20 protein-coding genes are annotated in these 21256 nt (G+C 59.9%); 19 read left to right on the top strand and 1 reads right to left on the bottom strand.

The genetic code is table 11. The features are described 5' to 3' along the window. Window positions 1–4 precede the first annotated feature (4 nt). Window positions 5–670: an LPS export ABC transporter periplasmic protein LptC gene (gene lptC / locus AGR1_RS11715; RefSeq protein ID WP_149146973.1), complete on the bottom strand. Its 666-nt coding sequence runs from the start codon at window positions 668–670 to the stop codon at window positions 5–7. A gap of 234 nt (window positions 671–904) precedes the next feature. Between lptC and sppA the strand changes: the two genes are divergently transcribed. The 19 genes from sppA (at window position 905) to AGR1_RS11620 (ending at window position 21247) form a co-directional block, all read left to right on the top strand. Beyond that, a complete protein-coding gene (gene sppA / locus AGR1_RS11710) occupies window positions 905–1858 on the top strand; it encodes a signal peptide peptidase SppA (RefSeq protein WP_149147343.1) in 954 nt (317 codons plus the stop codon). Between the two features lie 2 nt (window positions 1859–1860). Next, a complete protein-coding gene (locus AGR1_RS11705; protein ID WP_219256707.1) occupies window positions 1861–2187 on the top strand; it encodes an integration host factor subunit beta in 327 nt (108 codons plus the stop codon). A gap of 66 nt (window positions 2188–2253) precedes the next feature. Next, window positions 2254–2595, top strand: a complete 342-nt coding sequence (locus tag AGR1_RS11700) for a LapA family protein (RefSeq protein ID WP_187772123.1) — start codon at window positions 2254–2256, stop codon at window positions 2593–2595. 93 nt (window positions 2596–2688) lie between these two features. Then, window positions 2689–3822, top strand: a complete 1134-nt coding sequence (locus tag AGR1_RS11695) for a class I SAM-dependent rRNA methyltransferase (RefSeq protein ID WP_149146971.1) — start codon at window positions 2689–2691, stop codon at window positions 3820–3822. Then, window positions 3819–4679, top strand: a complete 861-nt coding sequence (locus AGR1_RS11690) for an RNA methyltransferase (protein ID WP_149146970.1) — start codon at window positions 3819–3821, stop codon at window positions 4677–4679. The genes AGR1_RS11695 and AGR1_RS11690 overlap by 4 nt, the downstream gene beginning before the upstream one ends. Then, a complete protein-coding gene (gene lspA / locus AGR1_RS11685; protein ID WP_149146969.1) occupies window positions 4679–5167 on the top strand; it encodes a signal peptidase II in 489 nt (162 codons plus the stop codon). Before AGR1_RS11690 ends, lspA begins: the two co-directional genes overlap by 1 nt. Window positions 5168–5222: 55 nt before the next feature. After that, a complete protein-coding gene (locus tag AGR1_RS11680; protein WP_149146968.1) occupies window positions 5223–7469 on the top strand; it encodes an ATP-binding protein in 2247 nt (748 codons plus the stop codon). Window positions 7470–7563: 94 nt separating this feature from the next. Then, on the top strand, window positions 7564–8445 hold the full coding sequence (locus tag AGR1_RS11675) for a GNAT family N-acetyltransferase (RefSeq protein WP_149147342.1): 882 nt from the start codon (window positions 7564–7566) through the stop codon (window positions 8443–8445). A 127-nt stretch (window positions 8446–8572) separates the two neighbouring features. Further along, the gene (gene mutS / locus AGR1_RS11670) at window positions 8573–11287 is read left to right on the top strand and encodes a DNA mismatch repair protein MutS (protein WP_187772122.1); all 2715 of its coding nucleotides are present in this window, start codon (window positions 8573–8575) and stop codon (window positions 11285–11287) included. Window positions 11288–11383: 96 nt separating this feature from the next. Further along, window positions 11384–14212 (top strand): [protein-PII] uridylyltransferase, encoded by a 2829-nt coding sequence (locus AGR1_RS11665; RefSeq protein ID WP_149146967.1) that lies wholly within the window; start codon window positions 11384–11386, stop codon window positions 14210–14212. Between the two features lie 4 nt (window positions 14213–14216). Next, complete coding sequence (murJ, locus tag AGR1_RS11660) at window positions 14217–15806, top strand: murein biosynthesis integral membrane protein MurJ (protein ID WP_080791488.1); 1590 nt, start codon at window positions 14217–14219, stop codon at window positions 15804–15806. Further along, the gene (locus tag AGR1_RS11655) at window positions 15806–16210 is read left to right on the top strand and encodes a VOC family protein (RefSeq protein ID WP_149146966.1); all 405 of its coding nucleotides are present in this window, start codon (window positions 15806–15808) and stop codon (window positions 16208–16210) included. Before murJ ends, AGR1_RS11655 begins: the two co-directional genes overlap by 1 nt. 104 nt (window positions 16211–16314) lie before the next feature. After that, entirely contained in the window at window positions 16315–17379 is a 1065-nt protein-coding gene (gene trpS, locus AGR1_RS11650) for a tryptophan--tRNA ligase (RefSeq protein ID WP_149146965.1), read from the top strand. Between the two features lie 115 nt (window positions 17380–17494). Next, complete coding sequence (locus tag AGR1_RS11645; protein WP_003503758.1) at window positions 17495–17986, top strand: universal stress protein; 492 nt, start codon at window positions 17495–17497, stop codon at window positions 17984–17986. A gap of 144 nt (window positions 17987–18130) precedes the next feature. Further along, window positions 18131–18694 (top strand): NifU family protein, encoded by a 564-nt coding sequence (locus AGR1_RS11640; protein ID WP_077984420.1) that lies wholly within the window; start codon window positions 18131–18133, stop codon window positions 18692–18694. Window positions 18695–18713: 19 nt separating this feature from the next. Then, window positions 18714–19382, top strand: a complete 669-nt coding sequence (tsaB, locus tag AGR1_RS11635) for a tRNA (adenosine(37)-N6)-threonylcarbamoyltransferase complex dimerization subunit type 1 TsaB (RefSeq protein ID WP_149146964.1) — start codon at window positions 18714–18716, stop codon at window positions 19380–19382. A gap of 52 nt (window positions 19383–19434) precedes the next feature. Continuing rightward, window positions 19435–19929 carry an N-acetyltransferase gene (locus tag AGR1_RS11630; protein WP_077984422.1) on the top strand — a complete coding sequence of 165 codons (495 nt, stop codon included), beginning with the start codon at window positions 19435–19437 and terminating at the stop codon, window positions 19927–19929. A gap of 64 nt (window positions 19930–19993) precedes the next feature. After that, window positions 19994–20422, top strand: a complete 429-nt coding sequence (locus tag AGR1_RS11625; RefSeq protein WP_077984423.1) for a Fur family transcriptional regulator — start codon at window positions 19994–19996, stop codon at window positions 20420–20422. Between the two features lie 30 nt (window positions 20423–20452). Beyond that, a complete protein-coding gene (locus AGR1_RS11620) occupies window positions 20453–21247 on the top strand; it encodes a 1-acyl-sn-glycerol-3-phosphate acyltransferase (protein WP_149146963.1) in 795 nt (264 codons plus the stop codon). Window positions 21248–21256: the final 9 nt, after the last annotated feature.

Raw genomic sequence — 21256 nt, 5'->3', positions numbered from 1 at the left:
GCTCTCACTTGCCTTCATTCTTGATATTGGATGCAGCGATACGTGCCCGTACCTGCCCCGAAAATGTAATTGTTTTGCCATTATCGGCGATGTCAATCGATTGCGCAACAATCGAGCCATTGTTTGTTTTGATCGAAACCGGCTCTTTGCTGCTCATTTTTCCGGCCTTCAGATCGACATCCGCAGACTGGAACTTCGCTTGTATGCCATTGCTGAGATTGATGTCAAAAGGCGCAGTCATCTTCAGCGTGTTGGTCGCCCGGTCAAAAATGCCTTCCTGGGCGATCACCTGCGCGACACTGTCGTTTACCGGCACTGCCGCCAGAACCTTTTCAAGCGTCATGAGATTGGGGTTGGCGATGTCCTGCAACGCACGGTCGGCGTTCATGGAATAATCGATCCCCTTCTCGTTGCGGCCGGCGACAGCAGGCTTTTCCATCACGATCTTGCCGTCTTCAATTCGTGCGCTCTCAAGAGAGACCTCGTCGGGGGCCCAGGTTCGGATAACCGAAACCGCGATGAAGGCGAGCGAAATGATTGCCGCGCCGAGCGGCAGAATGATCTTCAGCCGCTTCACGCGCGTGGAATGCCGCAGCGCGGTGTCATAGGCGCCGTTCTGGTCATTGCGCAGCGAAAATGCTGGCGCGGGTTCGCGGAGTCTTTCGAGCATAAGAGCGGGTCCGGAATGCCTCTAGGACGCTATAGTGGCGCATCATCGAAGCTTGTGTCTCTATCTAAATGTCTTTGGCATGTGTGCTTTGTCCTGCCAATATGGTTTTTGTCTGGATAGGTGCAAGGGAAATGCGAATTTTATCTTAATTCTGGTTTCCTTATTGTTTCCTTGCGGCTTCGCGTTAGAAGAACCATATGGCCTGAAGCGCAAAAGCGGATGACAGGGGTTTTTATGGACAACATGGCGATAGCGGATCGCAGGCGGTTGCGCCGCAAGCTGAGTTTCTGGCGGATTGCCGCCGTTCTGCTGCTTGTCACCGGCGCTTTCGGTCTTTACCGGTTTTTATGGGATGGACCGCAGCAAAGTGCGAAGCCTCATATTGCCCGCGTCGAGGTTTCCGGCCTGATCACCGACAATACCGAACTGCTCGAGCGGCTCGACAAGATCGCAAGGAGCGAGAATGTCAAAGGGCTGATCGTGTCGATTTCCTCGCCAGGCGGCACCACCTATGGCGGGGAGCGCATCTTCAAGGCTATCAGAGGTGTGGCCGAAAAGAAGCCGGTTGTGTCCGATGTCCGCACGCTTGCCGCTTCCGCCGGTTATATGATCGCATCCGCAGGCGATGTCATCATTGCCGGCGAAACCTCGATCACCGGCTCGATCGGGGTAATTTTCCAATACCCCCAGATCGGCCAGCTGATGGACAAGCTCGGCGTCTCGCTGCAGGAAATCAAGTCGTCACCGATGAAGGCCGAGCCTTCCCCTTTCCATGAGGCGCCCGAAGAGGCAAAGACCATGATCCGCGCCATGGTGATGGACAGCTACGGCTGGTTTGTCGATCTTGTGGCCAATCGCCGCAAATTGCCGCGCGAAGACGTGCTGAAACTGGCGGACGGATCTATCTATACTGGCCGCCAGGCGCTTGCCAACAAGCTCGTCGACACGCTCGGCGGCGAAAAGGAAATTCGCAGCTATTTCGAAACACGCGGTGTTGCCAAGGATTTGCCGATCGTCGAATGGCGCGCGCCGTCATCCCGTTCGCCCCTTGCGCTTTTCAGCGTTGCGCAAATAGCGAAGTTTCTGGGATATGACGATTTAATTCCCTTCGCGGGCTCCGGCCAGCTCGGAACAGACAAGTTGTTTCTTGACGGTCTTGTTTCCGTTTGGCAGGTTGAGCCGCGTTAAAAATCCAATTCTTTCAGGGGGCAACCGTGATCAAGTCTGAACTGGTGCAGATCGTTGCTGCGCGAAACCCGCACCTTTATCACCGTGACGTGGAAAACATCGTCAATGCGGTGCTGGATGAAATCACCGACGCCCTGGCGGCAGGAAATCGTGTCGAACTTCGTGGTTTCGGCGCATTTTCGGTTAAAAACCGTCCGTCGCGTTCCGGTCGGAACCCGCGTACGGGTGAGTCGGTTTTCGTCGAGGAAAAATGGGTGCCCTTCTTCAAGACGGGCAAGGAACTGCGTGAGCGCCTGAACCCGGGTATGGGCGACGAAGAGGACGATTGATTGTCCCTGACGACTGGCGACTGAAAAGGAGCCAGCGGAACGCCCGCAGCGATGGAGTATTGTCGGATGTCGAAAAAAATCATCAACCTCATCATCCTGCTTCCGCTGGCGATCATCCTCGTCATCCTGTGCGTGGCCAATCGTCAGTCCGTGACGCTGGCGCTCAACCCGTTCCGGCCGGAGGACGGCGTTCTGTCCTTTACGGCGCCGTTTTTCGTTTTCCTGTTTCTGGCGGTCATTTTTGGCGTCCTGCTGGGATCGGCGGCCACCTGGTTCGCTCAGGGCAAACATCGCAAACGCGCCCGTATTGAAGCGAAAGAGGCCGTTCGCTGGCACGACGAGGCGAACCGCCAGAAGGCGGCCGCCACCGGTCAGCTGCCGAATGCGGGACAGCTCCCGGCAAAGTGAGGGCGCGGACGATCGCTCCGGCTCTAGTCGAGCGGCGTTCGGAATGCTATTTGCTGGCGCGATAAGACGCGGGCAGAAGCGGAAAGATTTCCATTGAAGAAAAAAGACAGTCGGCCGGGCAATCGCGCGCGAGCCGGGAACGAGAAAAAACAGGTTCATGCCGCAAAGCCGGCGCGCCGCGCGGATGCTGCAACCAAGAAGCGCGAGCCCGATGTGGTGCGCAGCGTACAGAAAGCCGCGCCAAAGGAAAAAACCGTTGTATCGGTTGCGGTCGAACAGGTTCCTGCGCGCGCGCTCATGCAGCGCACCGGTGAGCTGCCCGCAGAACAGGTTCCGGTCATTCTGGAATCGAGCGGCGCGGGTGATTTTCACCTGATCGACAGCGGCAACGGCCTGAAGCTCGAACAATACGGCGATTACCGTGTGGTTCGTCCCGAGGCGCAGGCGCTGTGGCGGCCTTCTGTTCCAGATCGCGTGTGGCAGAATGCTGATGCCGTCTTCACGGGCGACACGGATGAGGACGGTATGGGGCGCTGGCGGTTCCCCAAGGCGGCGCTGGGTGAAACCTGGCCTCTCTCCCTGCTCGGCGTTGAGTTTCTCGGCCGTTTTACGGCGTTCCGGCATGTTGGCGTCTTTCCGGAGCAGATCGTGCATTGGGAATGGCTGAAAAATGCCGTGGAGACCGCCGACCGGCCGCTGAAAGTGCTGAACCTCTTCGGTTATACCGGCGTCGCCTCGCTGGTTGCGGCCGCGGCTGGTGCTGAAGTCACCCATGTCGATGCGTCCAAGAAGGCGATAGGCTGGGCGAAGGAGAACCAGGCGCTCGCGGGACTGGAAAATGCGCCGATCCGTTGGATATGCGAAGACGCGATGAAGTTCATTCAGCGCGAAGAACGTCGTGGCAACAGCTACGATATCATCCTCACCGACCCGCCGAAATTCGGCCGCGGCACCCATGGCGAAGTCTGGCAATTATTCGACCATCTGCCGCTGATGCTGGATATCTGCCGCGAAATCCTGTCGCCCAAGGCGCTCGGCCTTGTGCTGACGGCCTATTCGATCAGGGCCAGCTTCTATTCGATGCATGAGCTGATGCGTGAAACCATGCGCGGCGCCGGCGGTGTCGTCGCGTCAGGCGAACTTGTCATTCGTGAAGCCGGTCTTGACGGCAAGACACCGGGCCGTGTGCTGTCCACATCGCTGTTCAGCCGCTGGGAGCCGAAATGATGAAAGAGATGCGCGAAAACACCACGCGCCGGGTTGGCCAGGTCAAGGAAGTGACCAGCCTTGCCAATCCCATCATCAAGGATATCAAGGCGCTCACCCAGAAAAAGGGCAGGGAAGAGACCGGCACCTTCATGGCGGAAGGCCTGAAGCTGGTCATCGACGCGCTCGAACTGGGCTGGACGATCAAGACGCTGGTTTACGCCAAGGCCGCAAAGGGCAAGCCGCTGGTGGAGCAGGCGGCGGTGAAGACGGTCGCGTCGGGCGGACTGGTTCTCGAAGTCAGTGAAAAGGTCATCGCCTCGATCACCCGCCGCGACAATCCGCAGATGGTCGTCGGCATTTTTGAACAGAAATGGAAGCCGTTGAAGGATATCCGCCCGGAAAAGGGCGAGACCTATATCGCGCTCGACCGGGTTCGCGATCCCGGCAATTTGGGCACCATCATCCGCACTGCCGATGCGGCGGGTGCTTCGGGCGTCATTCTTGTCGGCGACTGCACCGATCCGTTTTCGCTGGAAACAGTGCGCGCTACCATGGGGTCGGTCTTCGCCACGCCCGTCGCTCGCGCTTCGGTCGAAGAGTTCCTGTCCTGGAAAAAATCGGTGCAGGTCAGCGTCGTGGCCACGCATCTGGCAGGCTCGGTTGACTATCGAAAGATCGACTACGCCGGAAAGCCGGTCGTGCTCTTGATGGGCAACGAACAATCCGGCCTGCCGCCGGAACTCGCCAGCAAGGCCGACCAGTTGGCGCGCATTCCCCAGCAGGGCCGCGCCGATAGCCTCAATCTCGCCATCGCAACCGCCGTCATGCTGTTTGAGGCGCGGCGACATCTCCTCGAACTCGTACCGGTGACGTAATGGCCAAAGCGGCATTGTTCTCGAAACTCGGCCCGGCTTTCGCGCTGATCGCCGCCGCGCTGGTGCTGGACCAGATCGTCAAGCAGCTGGTCGAAGCCTATCTGCCGCTGCAGGAGATGGTTCCCGTTGCCCCGTTCCTGGCGCTTTATCGCACCTACAATCTCGGCGTGGCCTTTTCGATGCTGGAGGACATGCATGGCTGGTTCATCGTCAGCATGCGGCTCGTCATCGTGGTCTTCGTCTTATGGCTGTGGCGCAAGACGGCGGCAGACCGTACCTTCGCCCATCTCGGTTTCGCCTTCATCATCGCAGGTGCTGCCGGCAATCTTCTCGACCGTTTTTTTTATGGCCATGTCATCGACTATATCCTGTTTCATACGCAGACATGGTCTTTCGCAGTCTTCAATCTGGCTGACAGTTTCATAACCATCGGCGCAGCCTGCGTCATTCTCGACGAGTTTTTGCACGCCCGGACGGCTAAAAAGTAAAATTTTAGGGTTTCAGCCAAACATATCAAAACCGCTGCCGTGGTAGCGGTTGCCTATGAGCGAACTGGCAAGACTTCGTCAAAAAGTTTCAGATGAGCTGGGCCTGGCCGCCACGGCGGCGCAGCCGGCGGATCGTGTCGAGGCAATAACGCGCCATGCGGATGAAGAACATGCGCCCGATGCCAGATCGATCGCATTCTATGTCGCCGTGTCGTTATCGCTCGGGGCTTTTTCCGCCGCCTTGATTGCGCTTGCCATGCCTTACGCGATTACCGTCGCGCTGGCGACCTTGTTTGGCGCCGTGCTCGTCGGTGTCCTGCTCTACGCGCTCTTCAGCGAACCTTCCCGGCATCCCGTCGCGCTGGACGAAGGTTCCGATCTCCGGCTGAGACAAGCGCAAAACCGCTCGCTGATTGCCGAAATGCAGGAATTCATGGGTGATGTCGTCGTGGTCCGCGACATGAACCGGCGCATTATCGAGGCGAACCGGGTCTTTCGGGAAATCACCGGCTGCGCAGCGCCCGAAGGGCTCAGCTGCGAGGAAATCGGCATCGCTTTCCGTCCGGGCGACAAGGTCCATGCTTATGATGTGGAGATCGCGACCCCGTTCGGCCAGCGCATCTTTTCCTGGCATGATGTCGTGACCCGCGATCTGGCAAGCAGCCGTCTTCTCATCAGCAGCATTGCCCGGGATGTGACCGAGGAGCGCCTTGCGCTGGCCGAAAGGGAAGACGCCAGGCTGCGCGCCGAAAAGGCCGATGCTGAAAAAGCGCGGCTGCTTGCAACGGTAAGCCATGAAATCCGCCTGCCGCTTTCCGGTATGCTGGGCATGAACCATCTTCTGTCGCAGACGAAGCTCAACGAAGAGCAGCGAAATTATCTCGATGGCATGCGCCAATCCGGCCAGTCGCTGGTGCAGCTTGTCGAGGATCTTCTGGATTATTCGACCATGGAGGCCGGCCGCTTCAGGCTCAATCCGCGCGCGGAAAACCTGCGCCGGCTGATCGAGAGCATCGTCGAGATGCTGGCCCATCGCGCCCATGAAAAAGGCATAGAAATCACCTCTTTCGTCGCGCCGAATGTGCCTGATCATCTCGATTTTGATCCGGCGAGGCTACGTCAGGTCCTCTTCAATCTCCTCGGCAATGCCGTCAAATTCACGCAGGAAGGCGGCGTCGTCATCCGGGCGCGCATGTCCGACGACGAATTGCACATCACCGTTGAAGATACCGGCCCGGGCATGAGCCGGGCGGAACAGGCCCGTATTTTCGGGGAATTCGAACAGGCAGGCCCTTTGTCGCAACGAAGCGCCGGTACGGGCCTCGGACTTGCGATTTCCGCCCGTATCGTGCGGGAATTCGGCGGCCGCCTCACGGTCTCGAGCCGCAAGGGCAAGGGCAGTACTTTCAAACTGGCGTTTCGCCCGGCGGGCGCCCCTGCCGAAATGGCGAATCCAGGACGGCATCATTGCCTGCGGCACACAAATGTCGTGCTCATCGCACCAAAGGGCGTGGCGGCGGCGGTGACGATGGAGGCGATCGAGGCTTTCGGCGGTCGATGCACACTCATCCATCAGCCCGATGGTCTGGAAAAGCTGAGGAAGGGTTCTGCCGCGCAAGCGGTCGAGCTTACCGATATCATCGTCGACCAGCGCAGTTCGCCGCTGTTCAGGGATGCCCTGAAAGATTGGCCGCCGCAGAATGTTCGCCGCACGCTGTTGGTCAGCCCCGAAGAGCGGCCGTCGACCATGCATGCGGCCTTCGATGCCTGGTTGATTCGGCCGTTGCGGGAAAAATCCCTGATCGACGTCCTGTGCGGCCGTCTGCGCGGCATTGAGCGGCGCGACGCCATAAACGACAACCACCCGGATGTGGGTTTTTCCTCGCGGGTGACGGAAGGGGGGAGCGGTATCGAGATACTTGTTGCCGAAGACGATGCCGTCAATCAGCGCATCATTCGCGTCGTTCTGGAAAAAAGCGGCTACATCGTCCGCGCTGTCGAGGACTTTGAAGCGTTGCGGCAATCTGTGGAGCCGGGGGCATCCCGCCTCCCTGATCTCATCGTCTCCGACCTCAACATGCCGGGCGGCGAGGGGCTCAATGTTCTTCCCGAGCTTCTCCATACGCTGAAGGGCGAAAGAAATATTCCCGTCATCGTGCTCAGCGCAGATACGAGTGACGCAACCGCCGAAATCCTTCTAAAGGCTGGTGTCGGCGCGGTTTTGGCCAAGCCTGCCGACCCGCGACGGCTGATTGAGGAAATTCGCCGCCTGGTGGGGGCGAAACGCCTGTCGCTGTCATAACTTGACAGACTGGCACTGGCGGCGTTTTGTCACTATTCTGTCGTCAATTAGTGATTTATGACAGGAAAATTGTTTGGTGGCGGAGCGATTCCCCATGGTTGCCGAAATCCTCAATCACGACATTTGTGAAAACAATGTTGTCATTAGTCCCCGTCCCGAGACAGCTCAGGACAATGAGGGTCTTTTCGGCCGCATAGGCACGCTGGAAACGCGGCTCGCCAGAAATGAACGCGAAATCGATGCCGCGCAATCCGTGCGTTATCGGGTTTTCGTCGAGGAAATGAAGGCGCGGCTTCCCGCGGAAGCGATGCGCCGCAAGCGCGACATCGATGCGTGGGACAGCGTCTGCGACCATCTGCTCGTGCTCGACAAGTCGATTGAAGGCGACAGCGAAGACCAGATCGTCGGCACCTATCGCCTGCTGCGGCAGGAAATCGCGCTTGCCAATAACGGTTTTTATTCCGCCAGCGAATTCGATATTGCCGGTCTCGTTGCGCGCCACCCCGGCAAGCGCTTCATGGAGCTTGGCCGTTCCTGCGTGCTGCCGGAATATCGCACCAAGCGCACCGTGGAACTTCTGTGGCAGGGCAACTGGGCTTATGCCGTCAAACACCGCATGGATGCCATGATCGGCTGCGCCTCCTTTCCCGGCGTGCAGCCGGAAGCCCATGCGCTTGCTTTGTCTTTCCTGCACCATAATTGTCTGGCCAAAGGCGAGTGGGAAGCTTTCGCCCTTCCCGAGCTTTATCATGAGATGGACCTTGTGCCGGCAGAGGCGCTGAACGCGCGCAAGGCGCTGAACGCCATGCCGCCGCTGATCAAGGGCTATATGCGCCTCGGCGCCATGTTCGGCTCCGGCGCGGTCGTGGACCATGCCTTCAACACCACGGATGTGCTCGTGGTCCTGCCGGTTTCGTCCATCGCTGGCCGCTATATCAGCTATTATGGCGGCGAGGCCGAACGCATCAACGGCTGACCGGGTTTTGATCGAGACCTTCGGGATGTTCCTGTGGGCAGCGGTGCGGTGTGTGTTGTGTTGGTGCGGGCAAAGCCGCTAGTGTCGGCGCTCCTTTTCCGCAACACGATATGACATCGGCAGGCCATTGACGGACGTTCTGACAACCGCTTCCCTGATCTCGGAAGAGAGCCGCGCGACGGCCACTCCGATGATGGAGCAATATATCGAGATCAAGGCGAACAATCCCGGTTCGCTGCTGTTCTACCGCATGGGCGATTTTTACGAATTGTTCTTCGACGATGCGGTGGAGGCTTCCCGCGCTCTCGGCATCACGCTGACGAAACGCGGCCAGCATATGGGTCATGATATCCCGATGTGCGGCGTCCCCGTCCACGCGGCGGATGACTATCTCCAGAAACTCATCCTGCGCGGTTATCGTGTCGCCGTGTGCGAACAGGTGGAAGACCCGGCGGAAGCGAAGAAGCGCGGCTCGAAATCGGTGGTCAAGCGTGATGTGGTGCGACTTGTCACGCCCGGCACACTGACCGAAGAAAAACTGTTGTCGCCGACGGAATCCAACTATCTGATGGCGCTGGCCCGTATTCGGGGTAGTGCGGAGGCGCAGTTCGCGCTCGCCTGGATCGATATTTCCACCGGCGTCTTCCGTCTGGCGGAAACCACGCTGACCCGGCTTCTGGCCGATATCTGGCGCATCGATCCGCGCGAGCTGATCGTCGCCGAAAGCCTGTTCCATGACGAAGAGCTGCGGCCAGTTTTCGATGTGCTGGGCCGGGTCGCGGTGCCGCAGCCGGCGATCCTCTTTGACAGCGCCACGGCGGAAGGGCGCATTGCGCGCTATTTCAATGTCTCGACGCTTGATGGTTTCGGCACTTTTTCGCGCGTGGAACTGGCGGCCGCCGCCGCTGCCGTCGCTTATGTCGAAAAAACCCAGATCGCCGAACGCCCGCCGCTCGGCGCGCCGGAGCGCGAAAGCGCTGCCTCCACGCTTTTCATCGACCCCGCCACCCGCGCCAATCTGGAACTTGTGAAGACGCTGTCAGGCGAAAGGGACGGATCGCTCCTGCATGCCCTCAACCGCACCGTGACGGGCGGCGGTGCTCGGCTTCTGGCCGAGCGGCTGATGTCGCCCTTGACCGATCCCGAAAAGATCAATGCCCGCCTCGATGCGATCGCCTATCTCATCGATGACGTCTCGCTCAGCGACGGCCTGCGTGATGCACTGAAACAGGTGGCGGACATGCCGCGTGCGCTCTCTCGCCTTGCGCTGGAGCGCGGCGGCCCGCGCGATCTCGGCGCCATCAGGCAAGGCCTTGCTTCGGCAGAAAAGATAGCGGCCATTCTCGATCAGGGATTGTTGCCGGATGAGCTTGCCGCAGCGCTCGCGGATTTGAAAGCCCTTCCGGGTGGTCTGGAAGCCATGCTCGGCTCGATGCTGGCCGATGAACTTCCGCTTCTGAAGCGTGATGGCGGATTTCTGCGCGAAGGCGCTAATCCCGAACTCGATGAGGTGCGGGCGCTACGAGACCAGTCACGTCGTGTGGTCGCCGGGCTGCAGCTGAAATACGCCGATGAGACCGGCATTAAGTCGCTCAAGATCAAGCATAACAATGTGCTGGGTTATTTCATTGAGGTCACGGCGGGCAATGCCGATGTGATGACGACGACGGATGAGGCCAAGGCGCGCTTTATCCACCGCCAGACCATGGCCGGCGCCATGCGTTTCACCACCACCGAGCTGGCCGATCTCGAAAGCCGCATCGCCAACGCCGCTGCGCAGGCTTTGACCATGGAACTGGAAGCCTTCGAGCGCATGGTCAAGGCTGTTGTGCAACAGGCGGAAGCGATCAAGGCCGGTGCGTTGGCGCTTGCGGTGATCGATGTCGCCTCGAGTCTTGCCTATCTCGCCACCGAACAGGCCTATTGCCGCCCGATCGTCGATGCCTCCATGACCTTTTCCATCAAGGGCGGGCGGCATCCCGTGGTGGAGCAGGCCTTGCGGCGCCAATCCGCCGGACCGTTTATCGCCAATAATTGCGATCTGTCGGCCGTCAATAATGGCAAAAACGGTGCCATCTGGCTGCTCACCGGTCCCAATATGGGCGGTAAATCGACCTTCCTGCGCCAGAATGCCCTGATAGCCATCCTCGCGCAGATCGGGTCTTTCGTGCCGGCGGAAGCTGCCCATATCGGCGTCGTGGATCGCCTTTTCTCGCGTGTCGGCGCGTCCGACGATCTGGCGCGCGGCCGCTCGACCTTCATGGTGGAGATGGTGGAAACCGCCGCCATTCTCAATCAGGCGACGGATCGTTCGCTGGTCATTCTGGACGAGATCGGCCGCGGCACGGCGACCTTTGACGGTCTTTCCATCGCCTGGGCGGCGGTGGAGCATCTGCACGAGGTCAATCGTTGCCGCGGTCTCTTCGCCACCCATTTCCACGAATTGACGGTGCTGTCGGAAAAACTCGGCCGCCTTTCCAATGCCACGATGCGGGTGAAGGAGTGGGAAGGCGACGTCATCTTCCTGCACGAGGTTGGACCGGGGGCTGCGGATCGTTCCTATGGCATTCAGGTGGCGCGGCTTGCGGGCCTGCCTGCATCGGTTGTGGAGCGCGCCCGCGAGGTGTTGACGAAGCTCGAAGATGCCGACCGCAAGAACCCGGCTAGCCAGCTCATCGACGATCTGCCGCTGTTCCAGATCGCGGTTCGCCGCGAGGAAAACCGCAAGACTGGCGCATCAAAGGTGGAGGAAGCTCTGAAGGGGTTCAACCCTGACGAAATGACGCCGCGTGAGGCATTGGACGCGCTCTATGCGTTGAAGAAAGAACTTGGCAAGGCTTGAAGGGATAGATTGCCTGTCCATCGCCTTTAAAACTCGCTATAGGACACTCCCATCGCAAGTGGTGGGATTTCCCACAGGACATGGATACCGGCATAGATGGCCATCAAGGACCTGGATTTTTCCGACATTCTCGATGTATCGGCGCTCAAGCGCGAATGCGACATCATCTTCAGGGAAGACGGCAAACGCATTGCCGATATTCGCTCCGATCTGCTGCCGATCTTTCGCAGGGCCAGTACGGAAGGTCGGGAAAAGGCCAGAGATCTGCTGAAAGCCGATGGCAGCGGCATCGATTGCGCCAGACGTCTCTCCTGGCTTCAGGATCGGCTGATCGAAATCCTCTATGATCTCGCCTGCCAATATGTCTATCCGAAAGATGCGCCACAGATTGCCGTCGCTGCGGTCGGCGGTTACGGTCGCGGCACGCTGGCGCCGGGATCGGACATCGACCTCCTGTTCCTGCTGCCGGCCAAGAATACGCCGGATATGCACAAAGCCGTGGAGTTCGTGCTCTATCTGCTGTGGGATCTCGGCTTCAAGGTCGGACACGCCACCCGCACGGTGGATGAATCCATCCGCCTCTCCAAATCAGATATGACGATCCGCACCGCCATTCTGGAAGTGCGTGCGATCTGCGGCAAAAAATCCCTGACCGACGATCTCGAAAAACGCTTCGAGTCGGAAGTCGTTACCGGCACCGGCCCGGAATTCATCGCCGCGAAGCTCGCCGAGCGTGACCAGCGCCACCGCAAGGCAGGCGATACCCGTTATCTGGTGGAGCCGAACGTCAAGGAAGGCAAGGGCGGGTTGCGTGATCTGCACACGCTGTTCTGGATCGCCAAATATTATTACCACGTTCGTGATACGGCCGATCTCGTCAAGCTTGGCGTCCTGTCCAGACCCGAACTCAAGCTGTTCGAAAAGGCCGATGATTTTCTCTGGGCGGTTCGCTGCCAGATGCATTTCATCACCAACAAGGCCGAGGAACGATTGTCCTTCGACATTCAGCGCGAAATCGCAGATGCGCTGGGTTATCAGTCGCGCCCCGGCCTTTCCGCTGTCGAACGCTTCATGAAGCACTATTTCCTCGTGGCGAAGGACGTCGGAGACCTGACTCGTATCGTCTGCGCCGCACTTGAAGACCGGCAGGCGAAGGACGTGCCCGGTCTTTCCGGCGTCCTCAGCCGCTTTGCCCACCGTGTGCGCAAGATTCCCGGCTCGGTGGAATTCGTTGAGGATCGCGGCCGCATCGCGCTGGCCAAACCGGATGTCTTCAAGAACGATCCGGTCAATCTGATCCGGCTGTTCCACATTGCCGATATCAACAATCTCGAACTGCATCCGGATGCGCTTCGCGTCGTCACGCGCTCACTGTCGCTCATCAATGACGGGTTGAGGGAAAACGAAGAGGCAAACCGGCTTTTCCTGTCGATCCTGACGTCCCGGCGCGATCCGGCGCTGACCCTGCGCCGCATGAACGAGGCCGGCGTTCTCGGCAAGTTCATCCCCGAATTCGGCAAGATCGTCGCGATGATGCAGTTCAATATGTATCATCATTACACGGTGGATGAGCATTTGATCCGCTCCGTCGGCGTGCTGTCGGAAGTGGACAAGGGAACGGCCGTCGACGCCCACCCGCTCGCCAACCAGTTGATGCCAAGCGTCGAGGAACGCGAGGCGCTTTATGTGGCCGTGCTGCTGCACGATGTGGCGAAGGGCCGGCAGGAGGATCATTCGATTGCCGGTGCCCGCGTCGCCCGCAAGCTCTGCCAGCGTTTCCGCCTCACCGGCAAACAGACCGAAACGGTTGTCTGGCTGATCGAGCAGCATCTTTTGATGTCCATGGTCGCCCAGACGCGCGACCTGCACGACCGCAAGACTATTACCGATTTTGCCGACAAGGTGCAGTCCATGGAGCGGCTGAAGATGTTGCTCATCCTGACGGTCTGCGATATTCGCGCCGTCGGCCCGGGCGTCTGGAACGGCTGGAAGGGGCAGCTGCTGCGTTCGCTCTATTACGAGACCGAACTGCTACTGTCAGGCGGTTTCTCGGAAGTCTCCCGCAAGGAGCGCGCGCAGATCGCCCGGCAGGCGCTATACGACGCCCTTGAGGATTGGGGGCAGAAGGCGCGGCGCAAATACACCAAGCTGCACTATGAGCCCTATCTGCTGACGGTGGCGCTGGAAGATCAGGTGCGACACACCCGCTTCATCCGCGAGGCCGACAAGCAGGAAAAAGCGCTGTCAACCATGGTGCGCACCCACTCCTTCCATGCCATCACCGAAATCACCGTACTGGCGCCGGACCATCCGCGCCTGCTATCCATCATCACCGGCGCCTGTGCGGCGGCGGGCGCGAACATCGCCGATGCGCAAATCTTCACGACGTCCGACGGGCGGGCGCTGGATACGATCCTCATCAATCGCGAATTTCCGATCGATGAGGACGAGACACGGCGCGGTAATAATATCGGCAAGCTCATCGAGGAGGTCCTGTCCGGCAAGCAGCGCCTCCCGGAAATGATCGCCACGCGCACTAAAAGCCGCAAGAAGAAGAGCGCTTTCACCATTCCGCCGTCGGTCATCATTTCCAACGGGCTTTCGAATAAATTCACTGTCATCGAGGTCGAGTGCCTCGACCGGCCGGGGCTTCTGGCGGATATGACGGCCGTTATCGCCGATCTGTCGCTCGATATTCACTCCGCCCGTATCACCACCTTCGGCGAAAAGGTCATCGATACCTTTTATGTGACTGACCTCTTCGGCCAGAAGGTGACGAATGATAATCGGCAGGCCAGTATTGCGCAGCGCTTGAAGGCTGTGATGAGCGAGCAGGAAGACGAATTGCGCGACCGCATGCCGAACGGCATCATCGCCCATCCAGACGTGGCGGCTCTGCCGGCCGCGCGCACGGCGAAGGCTTGATATCATGAGCCTGATCGGCAAGTTCGCTACCGTTGGCACCGCTACGCTCGGCAGCCGCATTTTCGGCTTCCTGCGCGAAACCCTGATGGCCGCCGCCGTCGGCACGGGGCCTGTGGCCGACGCCTTCAACGCCGCGTTCCGGTTTCCCAACACCTTTCGGCGGCTTTTTGCCGAAGGTGCGTTCAACTCGGCTTTCGTGCCGCTTTTCGCCAAGGAGATCGAGGCGAACGGCATGGAGGGCGCAAGACGTTTTTCCGAAGAGGTCTTCGGCGTTCTGTTCACCGTGCTTCTGGCCCTGACAATTCTGATGGAATTGTCGATGCCGTTCATCGTGCGCACCGTGATTGCGCCGGGCTTTCTGGAAGACCCGGTGAAATTCGAAAACACCGTTCATCTCGCCACCATCATGTTTCCTTATCTCGCCTGCATGTCTTTGGCGGCGATGATGGGCGGCATGTTGAACTCGCTGCACCGTTATTTCGCGGCCGCGATCGCACCTGTCTTTCTAAACATCATCCTCATCGGCGTGCTCGCCTTGGCATGGTGGAAGAATTATGATCCTTTGCAGGTGGGGTATGCGCTCTCGTGGGGCGTGATGGCGGCGGGTCTGGTGCAACTCGCCATCGTCTGGATCGCCGTGCGCAATGCCGGCATGCGCATCGGTTTCCGCAGGCCGCGGCTGACGAAGAACGTGCAGCGCCTTCTGGTTCTTGCCCTGCCGGCAGCCATCACCGGCGGCATCACCCAGATCAATCTTTTGATCAACACCAATATCGCATCGGCCGGCGAAGGCGTGATCTCCTCGCTTGCCTATGCCGACCGGATTTACCAGCTGCCGCTCGGTGTTGTCGGCATCGCGGTGGCCACCGTGCTTCTGCCGGAACTGGCGCGGGCGTTGCGCGGCGGGCACATGGTGGAGGCGGGAAGCCTGCAGAACCGCTCGGTCGAATTCGTACTGTTCCTGACATTGCCCGCTGCCGCCGCCCTTTTGGTCATGGCGGAACCTATCGTTCGTTTTCTTTACGAACGCGGCAACTTCTCGCCTTCGGCCACCGTCACCGTCGCGCAAATCCTTGGCATTTACGGTCTGGGCCTGCCCGCTTTCGTGCTGATCAAGGCCTTCATTCCGGGTTTTTTCGCCCGCGAGGATACGCGGACACCGATGATCTTCGCGGCGATTTCCGTTGTCGTGAATATCTCCCTGGCGCTGACGCTTTTCCCGCGTCTTGGCGGTCCGGGCATCGCTATTGCCGAAATTACCGCCGGCTGGGTGAATGCCGCCCTGCTGTTCGGCATGCTTTTGTGGCGTGGGCATTGGCATGTGGATATTCCGCTGCTCACCCGCATTCCGCGCCTGCTGCTGGCCGCCGCCCTGATGGCCGGCTTCGTGCACTATGCGTTGACCTGGCTGAGGTTCGAGCTGTCGTCGGCCTCGTCCATTTTCGTGCGTGCGGGGACCATCATGGCTCTCATCTTTACGGCCATGCTGGTTTATTTCGTGCTCGCTTTCGTTTCCGGCGGCGCCGATATCGGCATGGTCAAACGAGCCATCCGCAAGCGCGGCAATAAGAACATCGAGACGGAGGCGGGCTGATGTGCTTTGCCGAGAACCGCCGTATCGCGCTTGTTACGCTTGTCGTGGATGATTACGACCGGGCGAAGGCGTTTTATTGCGACGTTCTCGGATTTGAATGCCTTTCCGATCAGCCGCTTGGCGACGGCAAAAGATGGCTGGTGGTGAAGCCGCAAGGAACCGAGGGCGGCGGCCTCCTGCTTGCCGAGGCGGATGGTGAGCCGCAGACGCTTGCCATCGGCAACCAGACCGGCGGGCGCGTCGGATTTTTCCTGCATACCGACGATTTTGCACGTGACTATGAAACGATGATTGCGCGCGGTGTGCGCTTTCTGGAAGAGCCCCGCCATGAGGTTTATGGTTCCGTCGCGGTCTTCACCGACCCCTATGGAAATCGCTGGGATCTTCTTCAGCCGCGTGGCTGACAGGCCCTGAAACCGCTTGATTGCTGGGGGCTGCGGGTGCATAAGCGCGCGTGCAATTCCAATCACGGGGCGGGGCCCTCCACAAGCCTTTTTCGAGGACGACAATGAACGCATTCAAGCCGCTGGTTTTCTCGGGCGTCCAGCCGACCGGCAATCTGCATCTCGGTAATTATCTCGGCGCCATCCGCAAGTTCGTGGCGCTGCAGGAAGATAACGACTGCATCTATTGCGTCGTCGACATGCATGCCATCACCGCTCAGCTCGTTCACTCCGACCTGAAGGCGCAGACCCGCTCGATTGCGGCCGCCTTCATCGCTGCCGGCATCGACCCCGTGAAGCACATCGTCTTCAACCAGTCAGCCGTACCGCAGCATGCGGAACTGGCCTGGGTGTTCAACTGCGTGGCGCGCATCGGCTGGATGGAGCGCATGACCCAGTTCAAGGACAAGTCCGGCAAGAACGCCGAGCAGGTCTCGCTTGGCCTGCTCGCCTATCCGAGCCTGATGGCCGCCGACATTCTCGTCTACCGCGCCACCCACGTTCCTGTCGGCGACGACCAGAAACAGCATCTGGAACTTGCCCGCGATATCGCCCAGAAATTCAACATCGATTTCGGCGATCATATCCGCAAGGCCGGGCTTGGCCTTGACATCACGGTCGGCGATGAGCCGGTGCACGCCTATTTCCCGATGGTGGAACCGCTGATCGGTGGTCCGGCGCCGCGCGTGATGTCGCTCAAGGACGGCACCAAGAAGATGTCGAAGTCCGATCCCTCCGATCTGTCGCGCATCAACCTGATGGATGATGTCGATGCGATCTCGAAGAAGATCAAGAAGGCGAAGACCGATCCGGACGCGCTGCCGAGCGAAGTGGAAGGCCTGAAGGGGCGCCCCGAGGCGGAAAACCTCGTCGGCATCTATGCCGCGCTTTCCGACAGGACCAAGGCGGATGTTCTTTCCGAATTCGGCGGACAGCAGTTCTCGGCCTTCAAGCCCGCCCTCGTGGAGCTTGCCGTCCATGTTCTGGCCCCCGTCAACAACGAGATGCGCCGCCTTCTCGATGACCCGACCCATATCGACGCCATCCTCAGCCAAGGCGGCGAGCGGGCGCGCACCATTGCCGAAAAGACGATGAACGAGGTGCGCGACATCATCGGCTTCCTGCGCTGACAGGTCGCTGCTGCGCGAATGCGGCGGGCGGTTTGCGCCTGCCGTGATTTGATATAATCTCCGCCCGAACCGTCGGGCGGTTTCTCGGATCACGGCGGACCTAAGGGAGTGCGGAATGGTTTCAAAACGGCTGTCGCGTCTGGAAGGGCATCGTCGCAAGTTTCTCGCTGTTATCGATGACACACCGGAATGCGAAAGGGCCGTGCACTATGCCGGTCGTCGCGCCAAGAACTCCAATGGCGGGTTGGTGCTGCTCTACATGATCCCGGAAGGCGATTTCCAGCAATGGCTGGGTGTCGAGCAGATAATGCGGGCCGAGGCGCGGGAGGAGGCGGAAGCCACGCTTGCGAAGATTGCCCAGAAGGTTCGTGAGACCATCGGCATCGAGCCGGAAGCGGTGATCCGCGAAGGCAGCGCAACCGAGCAGATCCACGGGTTGATCGAGGAAGACCGCGATATCGCGATTCTCGTTCTGGCGGCGGGATCGACCAAAGAAGGGCCGGGACCGCTCGTTTCCTCCATCGCCGGGCGAGGGGCAGCCTTCCCGATCCCCGTCACCGTGCTGCCGGATACGCTGTCGGACGAGGAAATCGACGCGCTTTGCTGATCCGGGTCCCGGACAAGATTTAGGGGCTGACGATTTCTTGAATGTAATTATCATGTCAGGGCTTGAAGTGTAGCTTCGCCGGGCGTATTTTTTGGAAGAATTCTAAATTACGGGGCGTGGATCGCGACCTCGAAGGAGACGACGATGTTCATTCAGACGGAAGCCACGCCCAATCCCGCCACGCTGAAGTTCCTGCCCGGCAAGGTGGTGCTGGAAAGCGGCACAGCGGAATTTCTCAATGCGTCGCAGGCGCAGGCCTCGCCCCTGGCGGAACGCCTCTTCACCATTCCGGGTGTGACCGGGGTCTATTTCGGTTTTGATTTCATCACCGTCACCAAGGACGATGCGGAATGGCAGCATCTTAAGCCTGCCATCCTCGGCTCGATCATGGAACATTTCATGTCCGGCCGGCCGATCATGGGCACCGCGATTGCGGCCGAAGTCTCGGATGAGGAAGGCGAGTTCTTCGAAGAGGGCGACGAAACCATCGTCGCCACCATCAAGGAACTGCTGGATACACGCGTTCGCCCGGCTGTGGCGCAGGATGGCGGCGATATCACTTTCCGCGGTTTCCGCGATGGTACGGTGTTCCTGAACATGAAGGGCGCCTGCTCGGGTTGCCCGTCCTCCACTGCCACGCTGAAACACGGCGTTCAGAATCTGCTTCGCCATTTCGTGCCGGAAGTGCGCGAAGTCGAAGCGGTATAAAAGCGCAAGCCAGGCCATCATGATTGTTCTTGCACTCGACACCTCAGGTGTGGATTGTTCCGCCTGCGTTTATGACAGCACCTCTGACAGGGTGCTCGGAGAGGTCTGCGAAACGATCGGCAAGGGCCATGCCGAAAGGCTGATGGCCGTGATCGACGGCGCTCTGGAGCAGGCGCAACTGTCGCTCCAGAATGTAGAACGCATTGCCGTGACGATCGGGCCGGGGTCTTTCACCGGTATCCGCGTCGGGGTCGCCGCCGCACGCGGCTTTGCCCTGTCACTCGGCGTCGAGGCCGTGGGCGTCACCACGCTTGAAACGCTGGCGCTTCATCATCTGCTCGAAAATCCCGACCGGCCCGTGGCCGTCGGGCTGGATGCCAAACGCGGCGAAGCCTATCTCCAAACATTCGCTGCAGATGGGTCGCCGCTGCGCGATGCCGCGCTTCTGTCTCTGGACGACGCCATAACGGGCACTAGCTGTTTCGACGGCGTCGTCATCGGTTCAGCCGCGCCGCTTTTGGCGGGGTTGGAGGCGGGTTCGGGGCCGGATCACTTCCCGGTCGCTTCGGTCGCGCGTGCTGCTGCGCGTAAGCCGGCTGGCCAGCCGAAACCTTCGCCGCTTTATCTGCGCGGGCCGGACGCCCGGCCGCAGACCGGTTTTGCGCTGGCACGTCAGGGCGTTGCCTGATAGGGCATTCGTCAGCCTGTGCGAATGATTCCCGTGATGCCCGATTCCTGTTATGTTTGACGACTATCTGACCTGGAAACCCTATTTCGAGATCGTGCCGATGCAGCATGAGGATTGCGCCGCGGTGGCGGAGTTGCATGCGCTGCGCTTTCCGCGCCCGTGGAACGACGGGGAGTTTTCCGGCCTGCTCACGCAAGGGGCTGTTTTCGGTGCTGTCGCACGCCAGACCAACGCCTTTTTCAGCAAGCCGCTCGGTGGTTTCGTGCTGGCGCGGGAAGTGGCGGGCGAGGCGGAAATCCTGACCGTTGCCGTGGCCGACAAGTTCGCACGCGCGGGTCTCGGCTGGCGTCTGATGCAGTCGGCTATCCGCGAGGCGATGATGCGCGGCGCGGAAACCATGTTTCTCGAGGTGGATAATAATAACGCCTCCGCCGTCGGGCTCTACAAGAAGCTCGGCTTCAAAACCGTCGCGGAACGCAAGGCCTATTACACCGCCAAGGATGGAACGAAGTCGACGGCGCTTGTCATGCGCCGCGATCTTCGCTAGTTCCCTGCGACAGGCATTTTTTCGGCGAAAGCCGCAAACCGGAAGTCTCAAAAGGCCAGAAGACGTGACAGACCTTTCGAAAACGCTGGAGGAGCTTTGTGCCGAACGCGGCATGCGGATGACGGATCAACGCCGTGTTATCGCCCGCGTCCTTCAGGAGTCAGCCGACCATCCCGATGTCGAAGAGCTTTACCGCCGTTCCTCCGCCGTGGACCCCCGCATCTCGATTTCCACCGTCTACAGAACGGTGAAGCTGTTCGAGGATGCCGGCATCATCGAGCGTCACGATTTTCGCGACGGCCGTTCGCGCTACGAGACCGTGCCCGAAGAACATCACGATCACCTGATCGATCTGAAGAACGGCGTGGTCATCGAATTTCATTCGGCCGAGATCGAGGCCCTTCAGGAAAAGATCGCCCGTGAGCACGGCTTCAAGCTCGTGGATCACCGGCTGGAACTTTACGGCGTGCCGTTGAAGCCAGGCGAACGTTGAGACCCCGGTGAACGAGCGGGCGTTTTTCCCATGATCTGGCTACGGACAGCCTATATTGCGGTCGTTCTCCTGATCGTCACGCTCGTCTTGCTGCCGCTTCAACTGCTGGGCCTTGCCTTCGACTGGCGGCTTCGCCGTCGCATTCCGCGCCTCTGGCACCGCATCGCCTGCCACGTTCTGGGCATCCGCGTTCATGTGCACGGCGATGTGGAGCGGGCGAAACCGTTGATGCTGGCGGTCAATCATGCCTCGTGGAAGGATATCCTCGTTTTGGGCAGCATTGCCGATGTGGTATTCATCGCCAAGACCGAAGTGCGGGACTGGCCGGTGTTCGGCTGGCTCGCCCGCTTGCAGAAAAGCATCTTCGTTCAGCGTGAGCAGAAGCGCAGCACCGGCGCGCAGGTGAGCGAGATCGCCAGTCGCATGGCGGATGGCGAAATTGTCGTCCTGTTCCCCGAAGGCACCACCTCGGACGGCAACCGCATGCTCGCCGTCAAATCCTCATTATTCGGCGCGGCCTCCACCGCCGCTGAACAGGTGCCGGGCAAGCTGGTTTATGTCCAGCCGGTCGCCATCGCCTATACAAGGGTGCACGGCATGGCCATGGGGCGTTACCATCGCGTCATCGCCGCCTGGCCGGGCAGCATCACGCTCGTGCCGCATCTGCTCGGCATCATCAGGGCCGGCGCCATCGATGTCGACGTGACGTTCGGTGACAGCGTTCCGTTTCACAGCACCGACAACCGCAAACGACTGGCGACCGACATTGCCGCCGCCATCCGCTCCATGCTGGCCTTCAGCCTGCGCGGCGGCTGGCGGAATTAGCGAGATCGT

The organism is Agrobacterium sp. B1(2019), from assembly GCF_008274755.1.
GTDB classification, from domain to species: domain Bacteria; phylum Pseudomonadota; class Alphaproteobacteria; order Rhizobiales; family Rhizobiaceae; genus Agrobacterium; species Agrobacterium salinitolerans.
This window is presented reverse-complemented; position numbering and strand designations above follow the sequence as displayed.